We start from the raw sequence: 21,565 nt of genomic DNA, 5'->3' as shown, positions 1-21,565 counted from the left end.
AAGGTTTTTTATGTTAGTAGTTCAATTTAGTTATAAGTTTGTATAAATTCAAGCTGTTTGTTTAAATTCCTACCTAAAAAATTATGTTTTTAGATATTGATGTTTCTTGGAAGTCTGTTTTAGAAGGTGAATTTGAAAAGTCTTATTTTCAACAGCTAAAGTCATTTGTGGAAACGGACCAGGAAATGCATGTGATATATCCTCCTCAGCATTTAATATTTTCAGCTTTTCGCTTCTGTCCGTTTGACAAAGTAAAAGCCGTAATTATAGGACAGGATCCCTACCATGGTGAAGGGCAAGCCAATGGTCTGTGCTTTTCGGTCAATGACGGCGTTAAATGCCCGCCATCGTTAAAAAACATTTTTAAAGAACTCAAAAGTGATATTGGGAAGGAAATACCAGCCAATGGCAATTTAGAACATTGGGCCAAACAGGGAGTGCTGTTGCTCAACGCTACGTTGACTGTACGGGCGGGGACTCCAGGCTCGCACCAGAAAAAAGGATGGGAGGTGTTTACAGATACCGTAATTAAAAAAGTTTCTAGCGAGAAGGAAAATGTGGTTTTCTTTTTATGGGGGGCTTATGCGCACTCTAAAGAAGCAATGATCGATGCTGAAAAACATTTGGCTCTAAAAGCTGCACACCCTTCACCGTTTTCTGCCCATAGGGGGTTTCTAGGCTGTAAGCATTTTAGCAAGGCCAATGAATACTTGAAATCTGTAGGGAAAGAGGCTATTGAGTGGTAGGGGAGAGGGGTAAAGGTGTATTAATAGCAGAAACCCAAAACTTAACCGTCATTGCGAGGCACTAGATAGTGGTGGGTGAAGTTCTTTTAATTGAATTTTAAGTATTTAGTTCCTTATGAAATAATGCCGCGGCAATCTGTTTGGGGTAAGCTGTGTAGGTTGATTTTTAGGGGGGGGATTATGTGTCTGACAGGTCTATAATTATCCTTTAATTCACCCAATGAGCTAATGTGACTTATTGCCCATTCTCCACTTTTTCTTACCTTTTTTGCTTGTCCAAAAAAGGTAACCAAAAAAAGACACTATGGCTGAAAGGCATATTGCCACGCGCTAAACGCACAATCCCTCCCTGCCAAAAAAATGCCTTAACTGACGATTCACTGTCAAAGGCAGTTCTTAATGGCGGCATTTTTAAAAATCCGGCACCCCACAAGCCGCAATATGCCCACGCCAGCCATAGAGTCCCCGCCCGCCCTTAGCAGCTACCGGACTGCTTATTATTGACCTATTCTTTTTGCTCTACTTTTCGGCTCTTACCAGTTTGGAGGTTATCGCTGGCTTTGGGTGTTATATTTGGGCTGGTGTTTTAATCCAAAAACAAACAACATAGCTGCCTCCCCGCACCTGTTGCGGGGTCTGTTGGGATAAAGCAGTGCGTGAGTTGCCTAATATTAGGTTGGCGCTATTGTCTGACAGATCCCTTGTTCCTCCATACGCCGTCAGGTCATGTGGACGCTGACGGGTATTTTCTGGTGACTTAATAGCTGTCGGGGAGGTTTTTATATTTACAATAAATGATTGATAAATAGCAGAAAGGCCAGAATTTAACCGTCATTGCGAGGCGCAAGGTGGTGGTTGGTAGAGTGCTTTGGTATGAAATTTAATACTTAAAGTTCCTTATGAAACAATGCCGCGGCAATCTGTTTGGGGTAAGCGGTTTTGTTTGGTTCATGGGGATAATTGGTCTATAATTATCCTTTAATTCACCCAATGAGCTAATGTAACTTATTGCTCTTTCTCCACTTTTTCTTACCTTTTTTGCTTGTCCAAAAAAGGTAACCAAAAAAAGACACTATGGCTGAAGGCATATTGCCACGCACTAAACGCACAATCCCTCCCTGCCAGAAAAATGCCTTAACTGACGATTCACTGTCAAAGGCAGTTCTTAATGGCGGCATTTTTAAAAATCCGGCACCCCACAAGCCGCAATATGCCCACGCCAGCCATAGAGTCCCCGCCCGCCCTTAGCAGCTACCGGACTGCTTATTATTGACCTATTCCTTTTGTTCTACTTTTGGGCTCTTACCAGTTTGGAGGTTATCGCTGGCTTTGGGTGTTATATTTGGGCTGGTGTTTTAATCCAAAAACAAACAACATAGCTGCCTCCCCGCACCTGTTGCGGGGTCTGTTGGGATAAAGCAGTGCGTGAGTTGCCTAATATTAGGTTGGCGCTATTGTCTGACAGATCCCTTGTTCCTCCATACGCCGTCAGGTCATGTGGACGCTGACGGGTATTTTCTGGTGACTTAATAGCTGTCGGGGAGGTTTTTATATTTACAATAAATGATTGATAAATAGCAGAAAGGCCAGAATTTAACCGTCATTGCGAGGCGCAAGGTGGTGGTTGGTAGAGTGCTTTGGTATGAAATTTAATACTTAAAGTTCCTTATGAAACAATGCCGCGGCAATCTGTTTGGGGTAAGCGGTTTTGTTTGGTTCATGGGGATAATTGGTCTATAATTATCCTTTAATTCACCCAATGAGCTAATGTAACTTATTGCTCTTTCTCCACTTTTTCTTACCTTTTTTGCTTGTCCAAAAAAGGTAACCAAAAAAAGACACTATGGCTGAAGGCATATTGCCACGCACTAAACGCACAATCCCTCCCTGCCAGAAAAATGCCTTAACTGACGATTCACTGTCAAAGGCAGTTCTTAATGGCGGCATTTTTAAAAATCCGGCACCCCACAAGCCGCAATATGCCCACGCCAGCCATAGAGTCCCCGCCCGCCCTTAGCAGCTACCGGACTGCTTATTATTGACCTATTCTTTTTGTTCTACTTTTGGGCTCTTACCAGTTTGGAGGTTATCGCTGGCTTTGGGTGTTATATTTGGGCTGGTGTTTTAAGCTCCAAAAACAAACAACATAGCTGCCTCCCCGCACCTGTTGCGGGGTCTGTTGGGATAAAGCAGTGCGTGAGTTGCCTAATATTAGGTTGGCGCTATTGTCTGACAGATCCCTTGTTCCTCCATACGCCGTCAGGTCATGTGGACGCTGACGGGTATTTTCTGGTGACTTAATAGCTGTCGGGGAGGTTTTTATATTTACAATAAATGATTGATAAATAGCAGAAAGGCCAGAATTTAACCGTCATTGCGAGGCGCAAGGTGGTGGTTGGTAGAGTGCTTTGGTATGAAATTTAATACTTAAAGTTCCTTATGAAACAATGCCGCGGCAATCTGTTTGGGGTAAGCGGTTTTGTTTGGTTCATGGGGATAATTGGTCTATAATTATCCTTTAATTCACCCAATGAGCTAATGTAACTTATTGCTCTTTCTCCACTTTTTCTTACCTTTTTTGCTTGTCCAAAAAAGGTAACCAAAAAAAGACACTATGGCTGAAGGCATATTGCCACGCACTAAACGCACAATCCCTCCCTGCCAGAAAAATGCCTTAACTGACGATTCACTGTCAAAGGCAGTTCTTAATGGCGGCATTTTTAAAAATCCGGCACCCCACAAGCCGCAATATGCCCACGCCAGCCATAGAGTCCCCGCCCGCCCTTAGCAGCTACCGGACTGCTTATTATTGACCTATTCCTTTTGTTCTACTTTTGGGCTCTTACCAGTTTGGAGGTTATCGCTGGCTTTGGGTGTTATATTTGGGCTGGTGTTTTAATCCAAAAACAAACAACATAGCTGCCTCCCCGCACCTGTTGCGGGGTCTGTTTTGGGTAAAGCAGTGTATGAATTGCCAAATATTAGGTAGGTGCCAAAGCCTAACAGATCCCTCGTTCCTCGGGATGACAGGTTGTTATAGGTTGTAATTAGCAGAAAACCAGAACTAACCTGTCATTGCGAGGCGCAAGGTAGTGGTTGATAAAGTTCTTTGGTATGAAATGTAATACTTTAAGTTTCTTATGAAACAATGCCGCGGCAATCTGTTTAGGGTGAGCTGTGTAGGTTGATTCAGCGGATAATTTTATATGTACCAGTGTCTAACAGATCCCTCGTTCCTAGGGATGGCAGGTTATACCGTCGTTCCTCCTCGCGACGTGACGGGGGAGTAATGACAGGCTATTATGAATTGAAGTAATGATATTATTACTCTCTGTGGCGGTAAAAAATCGGCACTACATTTATATCATCGTTTATCTAATAATGTTAAAAATCCTATTCCATCGTACTCGGTTGATAAAGCTGTCTGGGTCTGGGTCTATGGAGAGCCATAGTAATGCTGCTTTTCCGACTATGTGGTCTTCCGGAACGAAGCCCCAATACCTAGAGTCTAATGAATTGTGCCGGTTGTCGCCTACCATAAAGTAATAGTCTTGGGTAAAAGTATACTCCATGACTGGTTCGCTGTCTATGAAAAGCTGGTCATTTGTCACGCTGGCATTGTCTAGGTGTTCAAAGTTTACAATTGTATGGCCATAAAGCACTACATTTTCTGGTGTCATAGAAATAGTGGCTCCTTTGGCGGGTATCCATAGTGGCCCCATATTGTCTTGGTTCCACATGAACCGTGCATCATGGGGAAATATGCTCGCATCTCCTTCGTGTGGCCGTTGCATAAGTGGGGTAACCCTTTTGATGTATTCTTCGGCTTCAAATTGCTTGGCTGTTTCTGGGGTAGTCCAGATACGGTATCCGTCAGGAGCTGCGTCGAAATCTGTTACATTGTATTTCCTAAGCAATGTCCTGAAACGGGTGAACAGTGGCCTGCCGTGGGGTTCTACATAGTAGCTGAACTGTGTTTGAGGAGGATCTTCCACAGGGGTGCCATTGATCAAAACTTCTTGGTTTCTGATTTCAAAAGTATCGCCGGCAATGGCTAGGCAACGTTTGATATAATTGGTCTTAAGGTCTGTGGGGTAATCGTCAGGGGGGTAGTTGAATACGACCACGTCATTGTTTTTTACAGAGGTAAAGCCTGGAAGTCTGTATTGCGGTAGTTGAATCCAGTCCAGGTAAGATGGGATATTGGTACCCCAAATGGTTTGATGTGTTAATGGGAGCTGCAAAGGTGTTTTGGGCGTTCTGGTGCCATAATGTACTTTGCTCACAAAAAGATAATCCCCCACGAGGAGGGACTTTTCCATAGACTGTGTAGGAATGGTAAAAGCTTCTAAAAATGCCCAACGAATAAGGGTGGCCGCTATAACGGCAAAGACTATAGCGTCTAACCACTCCTTGGACTTGGTTTTTGGAGCTTCTTTTTTCTTCTTTCGGAAGTTAAATTTCATGCAGTTATCCGATTTTTAACATATCTTCCATACCCAAGATGCCTTTTTTGCCTTGGATCCACTCTGCTGCAACTACTGACCCTTCGGCGAATCCATGCCTACTGTGGGCTGTATGTTTTATTTCAATCGAATCTACTTCTGAATTGTAAAATACGGTATGGGTACCTGGTACATTCTCAATTCTTTTGGATACAATTGGTAGCTCGTTTTCTTTGCCTTTCTCTTCATTGACCCATTGGTCTTTTTTGTCATACTGAGAAAGCAATCCTTCAGCTAATGTAATGGCCGTTCCGCTTGGAGCATCTTTTTTCTCTGTATGGTGAATCTCTTCCATAGATACATCATACTGTGGGTAGTTGTTCATTATTTTGGCCAATACCTTGTTGAGGTGGAAAAACAGGTTTACCCCAACGCTATAATTGGAAGCATAGAAAAAAGCACCGTTCTTTTCTTTGCAAAGCTGTTCTATTTCAGACTTTCTGTCTAACCAGCCAGTGGTGCCAGATACGATAGGAATATTATTTTCGATACAGTGCTTAATATTGTTAAAAGCACTTTCAGGTTGTGTAAATTCAATAGCTGCATCTACCATAGAGCCATCTATGTTTTTAAGCTCGTCATTGTTAGATACATCTATAATGTGCGGAATGGTATGTCCTCTTTTTAAGGCTATTTGTTCAATGGTTTTACCCATTTTTCCATAGCCAATAAGCATGATTCTCATTTTTTGAAATTTAAGTTGATTGATAAACCTGGGCAAAAATAGGAATTATTATTTAATAAAGCAGGTCTAACATTCATGCTAAGATCATCGCTCAGGTCAAAAGTCTTCATGTGTGCGTCTACGTAAGCGTCTATTATGTTTAGGGCATAGACAAGTCCACTAACCACGATAAACATATCACGGTCGCGTCGGTAAAAGTCTCTTTGTACCCGAATGGCGTCTTCGGTATTGTACCTGTCTATTTCGTCTATCGCGGCAGGATCATCACGGACTTGATCCAAGAGGGCTTGGTGTACCCTAAGCTCTGAATGGTTATAGCTAATGAGATAGCCCATTGCGACCCCTGCGCCGTAGAGGATGGGCAGTTTCCAATATTTTCTGTTAAAGGTTTGCCCCAGCCCTGGCAGTATGGCCGACATAAGCGCGCGTTGGCGCGGGATCCGGTTTACGTCTTCTTCTTCAATGTCCCTGACTGGAGGTACAGGTTCTGCTGAAGCAGGAGGTTCTTCCCGGACTACTGTGTCCGGGGGGAGCTCCATATTAAATTCTGGCGCACGTTCTTCTGGGATTTCCTCAGGCACCTCCTCAGGCGCTTCTTCAGGTACCTCTTCAGGCACTTGCGCCAACGCTTCAGTTATGGTCAGGAAAAATATGACCGGTATAAGAATAAAAAAAAGCCTTGCGGACATCTGATCAGAAATTAAGCAAGTCTAGTATTCTGTTGAGGTCTTCACTGGACATAAAAGGGATTTTGATTTCACCTTTGTTGTTCTTGTCCGCTTTGATATTGATTTTTGTCCCAAAGTGCGAAGAAAGCCTGCTCTGAACATTTTGTAGTTCATAAGCGAGCGGAGACTCCTCTTTGGTTTTCTTTTCTGGCTCGTTCTTTTTTTCCGTAGAGCTACGTACCAGCTCTTCTGTTTTTCTTACCGAAAGTTCTTGGTCTACAACCTTGCGGAAAATAGCCAGTTGCAGGTCTACATTTTCAATATTGATCAATGCCCTTGCATGCCCCATGCTTATTAGATTGTCTCTAAGCGCAGCCTGGATGTCTGGTGGCAGTTTCAACAAACGAAGGTAATTATTGACCGTTGTCCTTTTCTTTCCAACCCTGTCGCCCAGTTCTTCTTGTTTTAGTTCACATTCAGACAACAGGCGTTGGTAACTCAATGCAATTTCAAGGGCATTTAGGTTTTCCCGCTGAATGTTTTCTATAAGTGCCATTTCCAGCATTTGCTGGTCATCGGCAGTACGTATAAAAGCAGGTATTTGCGTGAGACCGGCCAGTTTGGAGGCTTGAAACCTTCTTTCGCCCGATATCAATTGGTACTTGTTCCTGTTCAGTTGCCTGACAGTAACAGGTTGAATAATGCCTTGTACTTTAATAGACTCTGCCAGCTCTTGGAGGGCAGTTTGGTCAAATAAAGTTCTTGGCTGAAAAGGGTTTACCTCTATTGAGTCGAGAGGTATTTCGCTAATATTGCTTGGCGCAGTGGTTTCTTTACTTTGTGACTCTTTTGCATCTACATTACCAGAGTCTTGTAGTAGGGCTCCAAGCCCTCTTCCTAATGCATTCCTTTTTGCTTGTGTTTTCTTTTGGCTCATTATCCGTTAATCTTGTGCCTGTTCCGTTTAATAAAGAACAAACGAATTTATTTCTCCAGTGGTATCCCGTTTTTCTCCAGAATTTCATGTGCCAGGCTTACGTAGCTGACAGCCCCTTTACTTTCAGCATCATGTGCAATGACAGGCAGTCCGAAACTAGGAGATTCGCTAAGCCGGATGTTTCTTGGAATAATGGTGTCAAACACCAGTTGCTGAAAATGTGACCGGACTTCTTCCACTACCTGATTGGACAACCTGACACGCTGGTCGTACATAGTCAGCAAAATACCCTCTATGGTCAAGTCTGGGTTTAGCCTTGACTGGATGATCTTGATGGTATGGAGCAATTTGCCCAAACCTTCAAGCGCAAAGTATTCACATTGTACAGGAATCAATACAGAGTTGGCTGCGGTAAGTGCGTTTACAGTTATCAAACCCAGGGAAGGGGAGCAGTCGATGATAATGAAGTCGTAATTTTCTTTTACGTTCTTCATTGCTTCTTTCATTTTTTCTTCCCTGTTGCTGATGCTGATCATTTCCACTTCAGCACCTACCAGGTTTATATGAGATGGAAGGAGGTCAAGGAAACTAACTTCTGTTTCTAGAATCAGTTCGTCTGCATCATCTCCATCGACCATACATTCGTAAATGCTGGTTTCTATTGTTTTAGGGTCAAATCCAAGCCCTGAGGTTGAATTTGCCTGAGGATCGGCGTCCACTAGGAGGGTTTTAAACTCTAGCGCCGCAAGACTGGCTGCCAGGTTAATGGCGGAAGTGGTTTTACCCACTCCACCTTTCTGGTTAGCTATGGCAATTATTTTACCCATTAAAATTATAATTTGATGGTTTGTCCGATTTCAAATAAAACAAGTTCTTTTCCAGCTTTTTGGGCTACCTGCTGTGCATAGGCAGCATCTAGCTCTATTACAGGAAACGTATTATAGTGCATTCCAATTATCTTGGAAGTGCCGGTATATTCAGCAGCTACCACTGCATCTTCTATATCCATGGTAAAGGTATCACCAATACAAAGGAAAGCAAAATCCAGTTTATAGCGGTCTTTGATCAGGCGCATGTCAGTGGTAAGCGCTGTGTCGCCAGAGTAGTAGAAAGTTTTTTCTGCTGTTTCGATGACAAAACCTGTGGCAACGCCTCCGTAAGATCCGTCAGGCATGCTGCTGGAATGTATGGCAGAAACCATTTTTACGGTGCCGAAGTCAAAACGGGCTTTTCCGCCAGGGTTCATGCCATGGTTTTTCTCAAGGCCTTTCTGCCCAAACCATGAAACAGTCTCAAAAGGGCCTACTATCATGGCGCCGGTTCTTTTGGCTATCGCCTCCACATCACCCACATGGTCGGCATGTCCGTGTGAAAGTAAAATATAGTCAGCTTCTATCTTATTGATGTCGATATGAGAGGCCAAAGAATTTCCAGTAATAAAAGGGTCAAAAAGAATTTTGGAATTTCCGGTTTCGACCAAAAAACACGAATGTCCATAATAAGTAACTTCCATAGTCTTCTTCGGTTTAAGGTAAAAAGTGTGACAAATATAATCTTATTTTAAAAGTATTGCCTGAATTATGTCCCCCGATTAGGGTATTTGTTATTCACAACTTGTGCAGAAAGCAATGTGGATAACTTTGTGGAAAATTGCAAGTAAAAATATATAAGTATATAAAATCTTGCTTTAATGCAAGTAAAGCCTGTTTTTTTAACCCTTTTTAACGCATAGTGTTGTGAATAAAGTGCAAGATTTTTTTAAAATATTTCAGAGTTGTCCTTTTAGGGATCTCATGTTTTATTAGCTTACGAAAGTTCGCTTAGTTACTTTTTGCCTCGCCGGCAGGGCCTTACTTTTTTTCTTAGACAAAAAAAGTAAGCAAAAAAGTCAAGGCCTGTGATGAAATTTGCCAAACTTTATAACCATTACGCTATCCCGATAGCTATCGGGATGAAACTCACCCTCCTTGCGTCGGGCTCAAACAGCAAATTTTTTGGCCGCTCCATGTTTATAAAGTTCTTAACGCAATTTCATCAATGGCCACTTTATTTTCTAACTGTGTTACTTACCCTCATTTAAGAAATGGCTCTTTAACGCATATTTTTACACAAGCAAAAAACTTATTACTTCCTAGGGACTTAAATGGGTAATCCAGACATTTTTTTAGGTAATGTTTCCCGGTTACAAAAAAACCGGAAGGGGTTTGATGCCCTTCCGGTTTCTTGCGGTTCAGCTTTGCAGTCTCTTTTATAGGATCTGCTGCTGTTTTTATGTGCAGGTTATTTCTTTTTCCTCTTTCTCGCTTCTTCTTCTTTGGCCTTCATGGCTTCTTCCACGCGCAACATCCACTTGGATTTTTTCGTCTGTCCTGAGGCTATCTTTCTTCTGTTCTCCTCCAAAGCTTCTTTGATTTTGTCCTCGTTCACAAACTTTTTGATTGCCTGTTGTTGGATCATTGTTACGATGTTTGACATGAGGTAATAAAAGCTCAGTCCTGCCGGGAAGCTGTTCAATACGAACATGAATATCACTGGCATGGTGTACGATAGGCTCTTCATTGGTCCTTGAACGGTGCTTGTCTGGTTGTTGAAATAGGTAATACCTATAGTAGACAAGGTCATTAGCAAGGTGAAAATACTCACGTGAGAACCATAAAATGGAATGGTAAACGGCAACAATATCGGTGCGTCATAAGTCGAAAGGTCATGCGCCCATAAGAACGACTCTTGACGAAGTTCAATAGAGTTAGGGAAGAAGTTGAACATGGCCAAAAGGATCGGCATTTGCAGTAGTAGTGGAATACAGCCACTCAGTGGGTTGATTCCTACTTTTTGGTATAACTGCATTTGCTCCGTTTGAACTTTCTGCATGTCATCACTATATTTGGCTTTGATCTCATCAAGTTCTGGTTTTAACACTTTCATTTTTGCCATACTTAGGTATGACTTATAGGAAAGGGGGAGCAATATCAGCTTGATCAGTATGACCAATATAATGATAATAATACCATAATTAGGAATGAACTGTTCCAGAAAATGGAAGACAGGTACTACGATGAACCTGTTGATCCAGTTGATTACCGGCCAGCCTAGGTAAACATTTCTGTGGAACCCTTCGGTTACCTGACGGAGGGTGCGGTAATGGTTAGGGCCGAAATAAAACTGGAAATTGCTGCCCCCGGCTTTTACATCTCCAATAGGTATCAATAGGTTGGCCTCCAAGGACTTTATTCCCACTGTGTCGGTAGGTACTACTTGGCTGCTTACTGTGCCTCTTTCGAATTGGTTTTGGGCAATGATGGCAGAATTAAAGAATTTCTGCTTCATGGAAACCCATTTCAGTGGCTCATTGATTTGCTCTGTCTGAAGTTCTGTGGTGGTTTCTGAGAGATAATCGAAATCCCCAGCCAGCGTATAGTAATTGACTGTTGAACGTATACGGCTTTGCTCCAGGTCGTATTCTATCCTAGGTAGGTTGGCATTCCAGTTGAACTGCAACGGTTCATTATGGATGACATTGTCCAGTCCTACTATATTGATGCTGTAGTTAAGCTGGTATGCATTGGGTAAAAGTGTGTAAATTTGCTCAATGTACCTGTTTTCCGCTACAGAGAGGCGAAGCACCAAGCTCGAAGTATCGCCTTGGATATTCTTAGTAGCTTCATAGTACAAGTCTTTTAGATTTACCGACCCTTGTGGTGTTTGAGCAATTAGTTGCATTTGGCTGTGGATCTCGTCGACCAGGTATAGGGGGTCCTTGCGGTCGGTGAGGTAATCCTTGAGCAATACACTATCGATCTTGCCACCGTGGGTATTTATTTTTAACTGTATTTTTTCGTTTTCCAGCACCAGTCTTTCTTCACTTCCTTGCGCACCTATAGCCAGTTCGCCAAACTGCTGTCTCAGCTCTTCGGCCACTTGCGTAGTGTCTTCTGGTTGGGGTTGTGTTATATCCGGCTGTGTTTCTGCTCTTTCTACTGTGGTGGTGTCATGAGCGACTTCAACCTCTGCTGGTGGTTGTTGTCCAAACCAAATGACATATACCATCATCAGCGCGGCTATAAGAACTAATCCGATGATTTGATTTCTATCCATTTATTTTATAATTAAAAAAAATTAAAGTTTTAAGCAATCTTGTGCCGCTTTTACAAATCTCACAAAAAGCGGATGTGGGTTTAGTACCGTACTTTTCAACTCAGGGTGAAACTGAACACCTACAAAGTGCGGGTGGTCTTTCAGCTCTATGATCTCCACAAGCCCTGTGTCCGGGTTGATGCCAGAAGCAACCATGCCTGCATTTTTATACCGGTCTAGGTAGTCATTGTTAAATTCATACCTGTGCCTGTGCCTTTCGCTGATCTTGGATTTTCCATAAATGCTGTAGGCTTTGGTGCCCTTGGTAAGTTCGCAAGGGTAGGCGCCCAGTCTCATGGTTCCTCCTTTTTGCGTAACGTTCTTTTGCGATTCCATCATGCAGATTACCGGATCAGGAGTTTCGGCATTCATTTCTGTTGAAGCCGCTTCTGGAAGGTTCAGCACGTTTCTCGCAAACTCAATAACTGCACATTGCATGCCTAGGCAAATGCCAAAGAAAGGTACATTGTGCTCTCTGGCGTATTTTACTGCTTGTATTTTTCCTTCAATACCTCTTTCGCCAAACCCTGGCGCAACAAGTATGCCATGAAGGCCGTGCATGTAAAATTCTATGTTGTCTTTTGTAAGGTTTTCTGACTGAATGTATTTTAGGTTAACCTTGCACTCGTTTTCAGCACCGGAATGTACAAAAGACTCTACGATAGATTTATAAGCGTCTGGCAGTTCTACATATTTCCCTATAAGACCTATGTTTACTTCGCAAGTAGGGTTTTTCAATTTTCCGAGGAAGTATTTCCAAGAGTCAATGTTAGGCTCTTGCTTGTGAGGTAGCTTCAGCTTGGTCAGTACCCTTTCGTCCAGCTTTTCTTTGCGCATCATGAGCGGTACATCATAAATGGTGTCTGCGTCTATGGACTCAATCACCGAATTGATGTGTACGTTGCAGAACAGCGCTATTTTCTTTCTTATATCCGATGGCAACGGATGCTCTGTACGGCATACAAGTATATCCGTTTGGACACCTGCTTCTGAAAGCTGCCTTACTGAATGTTGTGTTGGCTTGGTTTTAAGTTCGCCAGCAGATTTTAAAAACGGTATCAGCGTCAGGTGGATGACAAGGGTGTCGTTTAGCCCCATTTCCCAACGGAACTGCCTCAGGGCTTCTATAAAAGGTAGCGACTCGATATCTCCGACACAGCCTCCTATTTCTGTGATCACAAAATCATATTTGCCGCTTTCGCCAAGGAGTTGGAACCGCCTTTTTAGCTCATCGGTAATATGTGGAACTACTTGTACCGTTTTCCCTAAAAAAGCACCTTCTCTTTCTTTGGAGATTACTGTATGATAGATCCTGCCAGTAGTTACATTGTTGGCTTGCGTAGTCGGTACGTTTAGAAACCTTTCGTAATGCCCCAGGTCAAGATCTGTTTCTGCGCCGTCTTCCGTTACAAAACATTCGCCATGCTCGTAAGGGTTAAGCGTTCCCGGATCTATGTTAATATAGGGGTCAAATTTTTGAATGGTAACAGAATAGCCCCTTGCTTGCAGTAGTTTGCCAAGGGAAGCTGAAATAATGCCTTTTCCTAATGAAGATGTTACCCCGCCGGTAACGAATATATATTTTACAGATGCCATAAGTAATTTTGAACTTATGGGATACAAAGGTATAACATATAGCTGATTTTTTACTATTACATTGAAAAATATAAAACAGATATTTGTTAGTTATAAAGTGATTTAAAGTTGTTTGTTTGAAATTTTCTAATAAGGAAAGCCAGTGTTAAGGGAATGGGCAGCAGGCCTGGTAGTTATTTTGCCTCCTAATAAAAAGTTCTAATGCATATTTCAGGTTTAACCTGTACCTTTGTAAAATGGAAGAAGAAGTTAAGAAAACGGTAGAGCACCTGAAAGCGGGCAAAGTGGTGCTTTATCCAACTGATACCATTTGGGGGCTGGGCTGTGATGCCACCAACGAGGAGGCTGTCAAGAAAATTTATTCCGTAAAAGAGCGTGCCGAAAGCAAGGCACTCATTATTTTGATAGGGGAGATTCACCAGCTATATTATTATGCAGAAGAGGTTCCTGAAATCGCTTGGGATATTGTGGAATTTTCAGAAAAACCGCTTACCATTATATATCCTAAAGGTAAGAATTTAGCTCCTTCCCTAATGAATGAGGATGGTTCTATAGCCATTCGTTTGGTGCAGGATGAGTTTTGCCAGCGGGTGATAAAAAAGCTTGGTAAAGCATTGGTGTCTACTTCTGCCAATATCAGTACACAGCCTTCTCCGCAAAATTTTTCAGAAATCTCCCAAGAAGTCATTGACCGGGTAGACTATGTGGTGGACCACAGGCGCAACGAAACGGCTAAAGCTACACCATCTACTATAATGAAACTAGGCCTTAACGGAGAAGTCTCGTTTATCAGGAAATAAATAACCAGTATTGTGCAGTAAAGCATGAATTTTAAAGAACTACTTGAAAAGGAATCCATATTCTCCATTGTTTCAGAAAGTGCAGAAGAATTAGGTTTGGACACATATGTAGTAGGAGGGTATGTGAGAGACCTGTTGTTAAAAAGGCCTTCTAAAGATATAGATTTTGTATGTGTTGGCAATGGTATTGACCTGGCCAAGCATGTGGGCAAAAAACTGGGCAAAGACGAAGAGCATATTGCCATTTTTAAGAATTTTGGTACGGCTATGCTCAGATATCAAAGTGCAGAGATAGAATTTGTAGGCGCACGAAAGGAATCTTACTCCCAACATTCGAGAAAGCCTAAAGTGATAGCGGGCTCCATTGAAGATGACCAATTGCGCCGCGATTTTACCATCAATGCCCTTGCGATCAGTGTCAATAAAAGTGATTTTGGCGAGCTTTCAGATCCTTTTAATGGCGTAAAAGACCTGAAAAGGAAGATTGTGAGAACCCCTTTGGACCCGCACGTTACTTTTTCAGACGATCCCCTGCGTATGCTTAGGGCGGTTAGGTTTGCTTCCCAACTGGGATTCGATATTAGCCCTGAGACATTTGAAGCGCTCAATGAAAATAAGGAACGGCTGAGCATCGTCTCTATGGAGCGGATTTCTACGGAACTGAACAAAATTATTTTGTCTAAAACCCCATCGTATGGGTTCAAACTCCTTTTTCACAGCGGGCTGCTCGAAATGTTTTTTCCTGAAATGGTAGCCTTGCATGGGGTGGAGACGATTAACAAAAAGTCCCACAAAGATAACTTTTACCATACACTGCAAGTGCTGGACAATGTGGCTCAGGTTTCGGATGACCTGTGGTTGCGATGGGCTGCCATTCTCCATGACATAGCCAAGCCGGCTACCAAGCGGTTCGACCCGAAGGTAGGATGGACTTTTCATGGTCACGAGGAAAAAGGTGCCCGGATGGTACCCCATATTTTTCGCCGGCTGAAGTTGCCCATGAATGAAAAAATGAAGTCTGTTGCCAAATTGGTCAAGCTGCACTTGCGGCCTATTGCTTTGGTCAAGGAGGACATTACTGACTCTGCTATCCGCAGGTTGTTGTACGAGGCAGGAGAGGGCCTGCCTGATTTGATGAAGCTATGTAGGGCAGATATTACCAGTAAAAACGATCAAAAGGTAAAGCGTTACCTCGAGAACTTTAACAGAGTGGAACGAAAGTTAGAAGAAGTAGAAGCGAAAGACCAGCTCCGAAACTTCCAGCCAGTTATTACAGGTGAAGTTATTATGGAAACTTTTGACCTTAAGCCAGGCAAGGTGGTGGGTGACATAAAAACCGATATCCGGGAAGCTGTATTGGAAGGAGAGGTGTCCAATGAATATGGACAAGCCTATGCCTATATGTTGAAGTTGGCCAAAGAAAAATATGGGCTGGAAAAAGCAAAGGATAAAAGCCGATAAAGCTTTTATCCTTTTTCTTAGTCCAAGTTGAAGGCGGGTACACAGACCCGGTAAAGTGAAGGCCCCTTTGTCACTTCCCTTTCCATAAACGCCTTATTTTGATTAACTCCAAAAGCACTTTTTTGTTATTCAAGAGGTGAATTTTTTAAGTTGAATTGCAATAGATGGCGTCCCGGTGAATGAACCTGCCTGGCTTACCCCACCAGATTGCCGCGGCATTGTTTCATAAGAAACTAAAGCCTTAAAATTTCACACCTAAGAACTTTACCTACCGCTATCTTGTGCCTCGCAATGACGCTTAAATGTTGGTTTTCCCAACCACGTCATTGCGAGGAGGCACGACGAAGCAATCTCATCGTCAGGTCTGGTATTATATTGTCTGAACCGGGATTCGCAGGATGAAAGGATATACAGGATTGAAGGGAAGGCGTTTTTATAACCTATCAGATAATAACAACCACTATTACAACTCACTCAACCACGTCATTTCGAGGAGGAAATGACGAAGCAACCTTATCGTAAGGTCTAGTGTTATACCCAACAAAAATCAACCAACACAGCTTACCCCAAACAGATTGCCGCGGCATTTTTTCATAAGAAGATAAAGTCTTAAAATTTCATACCCGGAACTTTATCAATCATTACCTTATGCCTCGCAATGACGCTTAAATGTTGGTTTTCCCAACCACGTCATTTCGAGGAGGAAACGACGAAGCAATTTTACCGTCAGGTCTGGTATTATATTGTCTGAACCGGGATTCGCAGGATGAAAGGATATACAGGATTGAAGGGAAGGCGTTTTTATAACCTATCAGATAATAACAACCACTATTACACTCACTCAACCACGTCATTGCGAGGAGGGAACGACGAAGCAATCTTATCGTAAGGTCTAGTGTTATACCCAACAAAAATCAACCAACACAGCTTACCCCAAACAGATTGCCGCGGCATTTTTTCATAAGAAGATAAAGTCTTAAAATTTCATACCCGGAACTTTATCAGGCTCACACGTAAAAGTTGGGGAGTCTTGGTTTGATTTGTTAATTTTAAGGCAAGATGAAAGAAAGCATTATTGCCCCTTTTTTGCCGGAAGGCATACTAGATTTTTTTGAAATAGAAGCTGTAATAGAGCTATGTGACCTGAACAGCAAAAGAGCTTTTTATAAAATCAACCTCATTGAGCAGAACCGGCTATTAGGAAAGCATAAACCTGAAGAGTACGAGTCTAAAGGTTTTTATGAACCTAAAATTGTTCAAGATTTCCCTATCAGGGGAAAAGCCGTTTATCTTGAATTTAAGCGACGAAGGTGGAGGCATAAAACATGCAAGAACAAAATAGTTTACAATGACTATTCATTTGTAGCTGAAGGCTCTAAAATCACTCAAGAGCTTTCAGATTTTTTAAAAGGTACAGGTCGAGACCCGCGAAGATACCATTGGTAACATTGGCAGCTATTATGAGGTCAAAGGGGATTTGTTGAGGAGGCACTATAAGAAGAAAAGCAGTGGGTTTAAGCAGTGGGAACAAAAAGAGCATGCAGAGGACTATTTGGTCTTTCCGGACAATATCGGAGAGCATCTTAGTATAGACGAAGTTGCACTGTCAAAAGGAGAGTTGTACACTTTTATTACCAATAAAAACGGGAGAGGCAAAAAAGGCTCTTTGGTAGCTTCTGTAAAAGGCACATTGTCGGCAAATATCATACAAGTCCTAGAGAAAATCCCTCTGGAACAAAGGAATAAAGTAAAGGAAGTAACCCTTGACATGGCAAAAAACATGGAGTCATCCGCAAGAACATGTTTCCCCATGGCAAATTTGGTTACAGACCGCTTTCATGTAGTAAGGCTGGCCCTGGAGGCTCTACAACATATAAGGGTCAATCAAAGATGGGTTGAACTAGATATGGAAAACAAGGCTATCGAAGCTGCCAAAAAGAATGGCGTTAGGTATAAAGCACCCTTATTGCCCAATGGGGACACCCCAAAGCAACTTTTGGCCCGCTGCAGGTATGTCTTTGCCAAAAAGAAAGCTGATTGGACTCAAAGCCAAGAGCAGAGAGCCAACATAGCTTTTGAAAATTATCCAGACCTCAAAAAAGCTTATGACCATGTTCTTGGGTTTAGGCTAATATATGAAAGCAACACAAAAATATCCGCTGAAAAAAAGTTTGCTGAATGGATCAATAAAACTCATGAGATGGGAACCAAGGAATTTTTAACGGTAGCAAATACAGTAAGCAACCATATGAGCAATATTCTAAACTTCTTTGACAATAGATCTACCAATGCAAATGCGGAATCTTTTAATTCAAAAATAAAGCTCTTCAGGGCAAACTTAAGAGGCGTTGTAGATACAAGGTTCTTCTTGTTCAGGCTCTCTAAGCTTTTTGCTTAAATCCCCAGAAAAATACGGTGACCCCTTTATCAATCATTACCTTATGCCTCGCAATGACGCTTAAATGTTGGTTTTCCCAGCCACGTCATTTCGAGGAGGAAACGACGAAGCAATTTTACCGTCAGGTCTAGTATTAATATACCTTTACTATACCATGATTGACCTGCCATCCTGCACCAGCAAAAAAAATCACTTCGCAGATACACTGCGTTGTGAAACCTTAATATTGAAAATAAGAACAGACAAGCAAAAAATGTCAGGCATCATTTGTTTGTCTCGACAAGAATGTTAGTTTTATGATTTATTACTTTTATCGTTTTGTAAATGCGTTTCAACTTAGTTCTAGAGCGGGTAGGGAAAAGGAGTTTTCTGCCATTCAATTACCAGTACGAATTTTCTTCATGGATATATAAAGTAATAGAAGGTGCAGACGCTTCTTTTAGTGCTTTTTTACATGGCACAGCTTACCAGACCGGAAGCAAGCGTTTCAAGCTTTTTACCTTTTCCAACCCTGACCTCAGGCCTTATAAGGTGCATAAAGAAGTGCAGCGGATTGAAATCTGCGGTACACATATAAGCATGCAGATCAGTTTTCTGGCAGACAGGGCGGCAGAGAATTTTATAAAAGGTCTGTTCCTGAACCAGCAGTTTTCCATTGGAGATAAATTCAGCAGCGTAGATTTTATTGTCAGCCGTATTGAGGCCGTAGCCCCGCCTGTGTTTCAGGAAAGCATGCGCTACAAAACTATTTCTCCGGTATGTGTAAGCGTAAAAGGGGAGAAGCACCCGCAATATATAAGTCCTGAGCATCCGGAGTATGAGCAAATGCTGCTGAACAACCTTGTCAATAAATTAAAGGTAATGCCGGTAGAAGTGCCGGAACTGCAAATCTCTGCGGACGATGCTGAGTTTAAATTTGCCTTGTTGTCTGAGGTGCGGAAAAAACTGATTACCATAAAGTCCTTCACGCCGAACCAGTCCCAGATCAGAGGTTTTGAGTTTCGCTTCGAGCTGATTGCCCCTCCGCTTTTGCAGGAGGTCGCTTATTATGCAGGGGTTGGGGAGAAAGGGGCTATAGGTTTTGGATGTGTGGAGATTGTCTGAAAATGTCTGAACCAGGATGTGAAAGGATATAAAAAATGTTCAGGATGGGGTGTGAAATGCCTGCGGGATGAACTGGTCAGATTTAAGGGTGAAGAGATGGATGAAATCCAGAACGCAGATACAGTGCGTAGTGGATTTTTAATATTGAAAATGTAAATTAAATGCTTCTTTTAGTGAGGCTTAAATTTTTACTTATGAGTATATTTTACTTCTCGTTTTTATGGGATTGTTCTTTGGTTTCCCGGGCACGCCTGAATACTTCTTCTTTGGAAATGGGCTTGGCGCCTTCTTCTAGTTTTTTCCAAAGCTCTTCACGGTCTTCGGTGAGGAAAGGATTGGTGAAGTATCTTATATTGATAATTTTTTGTTTCATTCCTAAATGGCTTAAAACCTTTCTTAAAAGTAAAAAAACAGATTCCATAAATTGGTGCGATTAGGTTCAAAACTTTAAAATAAATTTCAATTCCAGCATAGTGCGATTAAATAAGCATAATACAAAGGTAAAAAAAACTTCTTACACCCATTATTCAAATCTTTATAATAATGGATTTGAATAATTACTTTCTTCCCTATATATTTGTAATACAGGAAAGATAATAGAGGAAACGAAAATCTGAAAGAAAAGGCGGTTCTTGATCCAATCCAACAGCAATGGACATTTTAACAATTTTCCAAAAAATAAAAAACCGATATGAATAATGACATAAGAATAAAAATTATTGAAAGGTTTGATTTCTATTATTCAGGAATTAATAATAAAGGAGCATTCATACTTGCTTTTAACACTTTTCTAATTGGAGCATTTCTTGTTGGACATAAGGACTTAACAACCTTGATAGGATGCAGGTTTAAATATGAATTTAATCTAATAATAGGGCTTTTAATGATTTGCTCCATTACTTCAATGATTTTTACAATTATCTCAATGATCCCATATTTAGATTCAAAAGGAGTTGATGACAGAAAATCCAATTGGTTTTTTAATGATATAGCAACCGATGATAAAGAAACTTTTTTTGATAGGATAAATAGTCAAAAAAATGACGACACTATTATTGATTTAAATAATCAGATATTTGAACTCTCACGAGGGCTCAGGAAAAAACATCGATTCACTAAAGTAGCGCTAATATTTAACCTCATTGAAGTATTCTTATTATTTCCCATTATCGCATTAATTCTGATATAACTTATGAAACTATTCGACAATTACCTAAATAGCATTTCTGATATTGTCAGTGAAAACAGAGTCCAAAACTATGCTAATTTTTCAGGGACAAGTCAAGTGTCAAAATATGCAAAAGCAATGCTTAATGAGAGTTTTTTAACTTCAAAAAGCATTACAAGTAATAAGGTACTTATTGAGTTTGATAAAAACCAACTAACCACTCTTTTTGGATTAAACCCTTTTTCATTCTCTGAAACAAAAATAGGATCACATCCAGATTTCCAACATCTACAATACCATGAATTTGAAAACCATTATTGCGTTTCAATGTTCATGGACATTAAAGGGTCAACACGACTAAATGAAAAATACAGTTTATTTCAAATAAGGAAGATTAAAGATACTATATTGACTTTAGCCATTCATGTTGCTTCTCATTTTGGGGGGCACGTACACAGGTTACAAGGGGATGGAATTTTTTTACAATTTGTAAGGAAAGGACAATCTGAACAAGATGCTGTAATTAATGCATTAAATACGGCAACTATTCTTACTCATTTCATAAGTTCAGATTTAGCTGAAATATTCCATTCAACTGGAGTACAACCTCTTCGTGTTAGAATTGGAATTGACATAGGCTATAAAGACGATGTCCTTTGGTCTCATTATGGTATTCCTGGTTGTTCAGAGCTTACTACAACAAGCTTACATACAGACTTAGCAGCCAAACTACAGGCAAAAGCTAAATCAAATGGAATTTTAGTTGGTTCTAATGTTAAGGAAATTCTTGATATTAAAGATGAATTTTGTCAAACATGTTATGATAATAACGAAAAACAAGACTACTATATTTATCAAGGATTTAAAAATTATAGGAAATTTAATTTCAACTGGGAGAATTATTTAAATTCGTTTGACTTTGTAAAGAAAAAATTCAACCGTATTGAAATTGAAGAACCAAGAATAAGAATAAAATGCAAAGTCAAAAATTGTGAAAATGGGGAAGTAAAAGTATACTTCCAAAACTCAAATGCTATTAAAAAAGGTTCAGACATCGAATTTTCCTTAGCTGAAAATGAGCATCTCTACTTCAGAAAGGATTGGGAGAAAATAGAGTGGAAGGCGGTAAACTCTGGGAAAGAAGCTAGGGATGCTAACGAATTGACACATGATTTTGGTGGTATATACAAAAACAAAACAACCTGTCTTACTCGTGCAGGATATGTTGGACATCATTATGTTGAATGTGTTATTAAAAGAAATCATTCTGACAATTTAAGGATAAGATTTCCAATATTCGTAAAATAATCAATGACTAAACATTATGTAAAAGTAAACAAACTTACTTCAGGGAAGGCTCCTA

The 21,565-nt window shown here is 41.0% G+C and carries 17 protein-coding genes; 8 read left to right on the top strand and 9 right to left on the bottom strand.

The genetic code is table 11. The features are described from left to right. The first annotated feature begins 83 nt into the window (after nucleotides 1–83). Nucleotides 84–746, top strand: coding sequence for a uracil-DNA glycosylase (ung, locus tag RCC89_16545; protein ID WMJ74765.1), 663 nt, complete (start codon nucleotides 84–86; stop codon nucleotides 744–746). A gap of 3,371 nt (nucleotides 747–4,117) precedes the next feature. On the opposite strand, the gene lepB is transcribed toward ung, so the two are convergent. The 8 genes from lepB to RCC89_16505 form a co-directional block, all read right to left on the bottom strand. Further along, the gene (lepB, locus tag RCC89_16540) at nucleotides 4,118–5,212 is read right to left on the bottom strand and encodes a signal peptidase I (protein WMJ74764.1); all 1,095 of its coding nucleotides are present in this window, start codon (nucleotides 5,210–5,212) and stop codon (nucleotides 4,118–4,120) included. A gap of 4 nt (nucleotides 5,213–5,216) precedes the next feature. After that, the gene (gene dapB, locus RCC89_16535; GenBank protein WMJ74763.1) at nucleotides 5,217–5,936 is read right to left on the bottom strand and encodes a 4-hydroxy-tetrahydrodipicolinate reductase; all 720 of its coding nucleotides are present in this window, start codon (nucleotides 5,934–5,936) and stop codon (nucleotides 5,217–5,219) included. After that, nucleotides 5,933–6,625 carry a DUF5683 domain-containing protein gene (locus RCC89_16530; protein ID WMJ74762.1) on the bottom strand — a complete coding sequence of 231 codons (693 nt, stop codon included), beginning with the start codon at nucleotides 6,623–6,625 and terminating at the stop codon, nucleotides 5,933–5,935. Before RCC89_16530 ends, dapB begins: the two co-directional genes overlap by 4 nt. A gap of 4 nt (nucleotides 6,626–6,629) precedes the next feature. Beyond that, the gene (locus RCC89_16525) at nucleotides 6,630–7,541 is read right to left on the bottom strand and encodes a ParB/RepB/Spo0J family partition protein (GenBank protein ID WMJ74761.1); all 912 of its coding nucleotides are present in this window, start codon (nucleotides 7,539–7,541) and stop codon (nucleotides 6,630–6,632) included. Between the two features lie 47 nt (nucleotides 7,542–7,588). Continuing rightward, the gene (locus tag RCC89_16520; GenBank protein ID WMJ74760.1) at nucleotides 7,589–8,368 is read right to left on the bottom strand and encodes an AAA family ATPase; all 780 of its coding nucleotides are present in this window, start codon (nucleotides 8,366–8,368) and stop codon (nucleotides 7,589–7,591) included. A gap of 5 nt (nucleotides 8,369–8,373) precedes the next feature. Then, nucleotides 8,374–9,054 (bottom strand): metal-dependent hydrolase, encoded by a 681-nt coding sequence (locus tag RCC89_16515; GenBank protein WMJ74759.1) that lies wholly within the window; start codon nucleotides 9,052–9,054, stop codon nucleotides 8,374–8,376. Nucleotides 9,055–9,821: 767 nt separating this feature from the next. Then, nucleotides 9,822–11,636: a membrane protein insertase YidC gene (gene yidC, locus RCC89_16510; GenBank protein WMJ74758.1), complete on the bottom strand. Its 1,815-nt coding sequence runs from the start codon at nucleotides 11,634–11,636 to the stop codon at nucleotides 9,822–9,824. A 21-nt stretch (nucleotides 11,637–11,657) separates the two neighbouring features. Then, the gene (locus tag RCC89_16505) at nucleotides 11,658–13,271 is read right to left on the bottom strand and encodes a CTP synthase (protein WMJ74757.1); all 1,614 of its coding nucleotides are present in this window, start codon (nucleotides 13,269–13,271) and stop codon (nucleotides 11,658–11,660) included. 236 nt (nucleotides 13,272–13,507) lie between these two features. On the opposite strand from RCC89_16505, the gene RCC89_16500 reads away from it, so the two are divergent. The 5 genes from RCC89_16500 to cas6 all read left to right on the top strand — a co-directional run bounded on the left by RCC89_16500 (nucleotide 13,508) and on the right by cas6 (nucleotide 19,034). Then, nucleotides 13,508–14,071 (top strand): L-threonylcarbamoyladenylate synthase, encoded by a 564-nt coding sequence (locus RCC89_16500; protein WMJ74756.1) that lies wholly within the window; start codon nucleotides 13,508–13,510, stop codon nucleotides 14,069–14,071. A 24-nt stretch (nucleotides 14,072–14,095) separates the two neighbouring features. Continuing rightward, nucleotides 14,096–15,532: an HD domain-containing protein gene (locus RCC89_16495; GenBank protein ID WMJ74755.1), complete on the top strand. Its 1,437-nt coding sequence runs from the start codon at nucleotides 14,096–14,098 to the stop codon at nucleotides 15,530–15,532. Nucleotides 15,533–16,591: 1,059 nt separating this feature from the next. Further along, on the top strand, nucleotides 16,592–16,978 hold the full coding sequence (locus RCC89_16490) for a hypothetical protein (protein ID WMJ74754.1): 387 nt from the start codon (nucleotides 16,592–16,594) through the stop codon (nucleotides 16,976–16,978). Between the two features lie 31 nt (nucleotides 16,979–17,009). Then, nucleotides 17,010–17,930: a transposase gene (locus RCC89_16485; protein ID WMJ74753.1), complete on the top strand. Its 921-nt coding sequence runs from the start codon at nucleotides 17,010–17,012 to the stop codon at nucleotides 17,928–17,930. Between the two features lie 324 nt (nucleotides 17,931–18,254). Beyond that, the gene (cas6, locus tag RCC89_16480; protein ID WMJ74752.1) at nucleotides 18,255–19,034 is read left to right on the top strand and encodes a CRISPR-associated endoribonuclease Cas6; all 780 of its coding nucleotides are present in this window, start codon (nucleotides 18,255–18,257) and stop codon (nucleotides 19,032–19,034) included. 205 nt (nucleotides 19,035–19,239) lie between these two features. On the opposite strand, the gene RCC89_16475 is transcribed toward cas6, so the two are convergent. After that, on the bottom strand, nucleotides 19,240–19,407 hold the full coding sequence (locus tag RCC89_16475) for a hypothetical protein (GenBank protein WMJ74751.1): 168 nt from the start codon (nucleotides 19,405–19,407) through the stop codon (nucleotides 19,240–19,242). A gap of 318 nt (nucleotides 19,408–19,725) precedes the next feature. Here RCC89_16475 and RCC89_16470 point away from each other — a divergent pair, with 318 nt between their 5' ends. Both RCC89_16470 and RCC89_16465 read left to right on the top strand, forming a co-directional pair. Continuing rightward, nucleotides 19,726–20,223, top strand: a complete 498-nt coding sequence (locus RCC89_16470; GenBank protein ID WMJ74750.1) for a DUF5706 domain-containing protein — start codon at nucleotides 19,726–19,728, stop codon at nucleotides 20,221–20,223. A 3-nt stretch (nucleotides 20,224–20,226) separates the two neighbouring features. Further along, nucleotides 20,227–21,510: a hypothetical protein gene (locus RCC89_16465; protein ID WMJ74749.1), complete on the top strand. Its 1,284-nt coding sequence runs from the start codon at nucleotides 20,227–20,229 to the stop codon at nucleotides 21,508–21,510. Nucleotides 21,511–21,565: the final 55 nt, after the last annotated feature.

This window comes from Cytophagaceae bacterium ABcell3, assembly GCA_030913385.1.
Lineage (GTDB): Bacteria > Bacteroidota > Bacteroidia > Cytophagales > Cytophagaceae > ABcell3.
Note: the sequence above shows the minus strand (reverse complement) of the source record. Positions and strands in the feature narration are given on the sequence as shown.

Bases quoted from the DNA above. Each gene is read 5' to 3' on its own strand.
- ung (WMJ74765.1), top strand. From the start codon at position 84: ATGTTTTTAGATATTGATGTTTCTTGGAAGTCTGTTTTAGAAGGTGAA.
- lepB (WMJ74764.1), bottom strand. From the start codon at position 5,212: ATGAAATTTAACTTCCGAAAGAAGAAAAAAGAAGCTCCAAAAACCAAG.
- dapB (WMJ74763.1), bottom strand. From the start codon at position 5,936: ATGAGAATCATGCTTATTGGCTATGGAAAAATGGGTAAAACCATTGAA.
- RCC89_16530 (WMJ74762.1), bottom strand. From the start codon at position 6,625: ATGTCCGCAAGGCTTTTTTTTATTCTTATACCGGTCATATTTTTCCTG.
- RCC89_16525 (WMJ74761.1), bottom strand. From the start codon at position 7,541: ATGAGCCAAAAGAAAACACAAGCAAAAAGGAATGCATTAGGAAGAGGG.
- RCC89_16520 (WMJ74760.1), bottom strand. From the start codon at position 8,368: ATGGGTAAAATAATTGCCATAGCTAACCAGAAAGGTGGAGTGGGTAAA.
- RCC89_16515 (WMJ74759.1), bottom strand. From the start codon at position 9,054: ATGGAAGTTACTTATTATGGACATTCGTGTTTTTTGGTCGAAACCGGA.
- yidC (WMJ74758.1), bottom strand. From the start codon at position 11,636: ATGGATAGAAATCAAATCATCGGATTAGTTCTTATAGCCGCGCTGATG.
- RCC89_16505 (WMJ74757.1), bottom strand. From the start codon at position 13,271: ATGGCATCTGTAAAATATATATTCGTTACCGGCGGGGTAACATCTTCA.
- RCC89_16500 (WMJ74756.1), top strand. From the start codon at position 13,508: ATGGAAGAAGAAGTTAAGAAAACGGTAGAGCACCTGAAAGCGGGCAAA.
- RCC89_16495 (WMJ74755.1), top strand. From the start codon at position 14,096: ATGAATTTTAAAGAACTACTTGAAAAGGAATCCATATTCTCCATTGTT.
- RCC89_16490 (WMJ74754.1), top strand. From the start codon at position 16,592: ATGAAAGAAAGCATTATTGCCCCTTTTTTGCCGGAAGGCATACTAGAT.
- cas6 (WMJ74752.1), top strand. From the start codon at position 18,255: ATGCGTTTCAACTTAGTTCTAGAGCGGGTAGGGAAAAGGAGTTTTCTG.
- RCC89_16475 (WMJ74751.1), bottom strand. From the start codon at position 19,407: ATGAAACAAAAAATTATCAATATAAGATACTTCACCAATCCTTTCCTC.
- RCC89_16470 (WMJ74750.1), top strand. From the start codon at position 19,726: ATGAATAATGACATAAGAATAAAAATTATTGAAAGGTTTGATTTCTAT.
- RCC89_16465 (WMJ74749.1), top strand. From the start codon at position 20,227: ATGAAACTATTCGACAATTACCTAAATAGCATTTCTGATATTGTCAGT.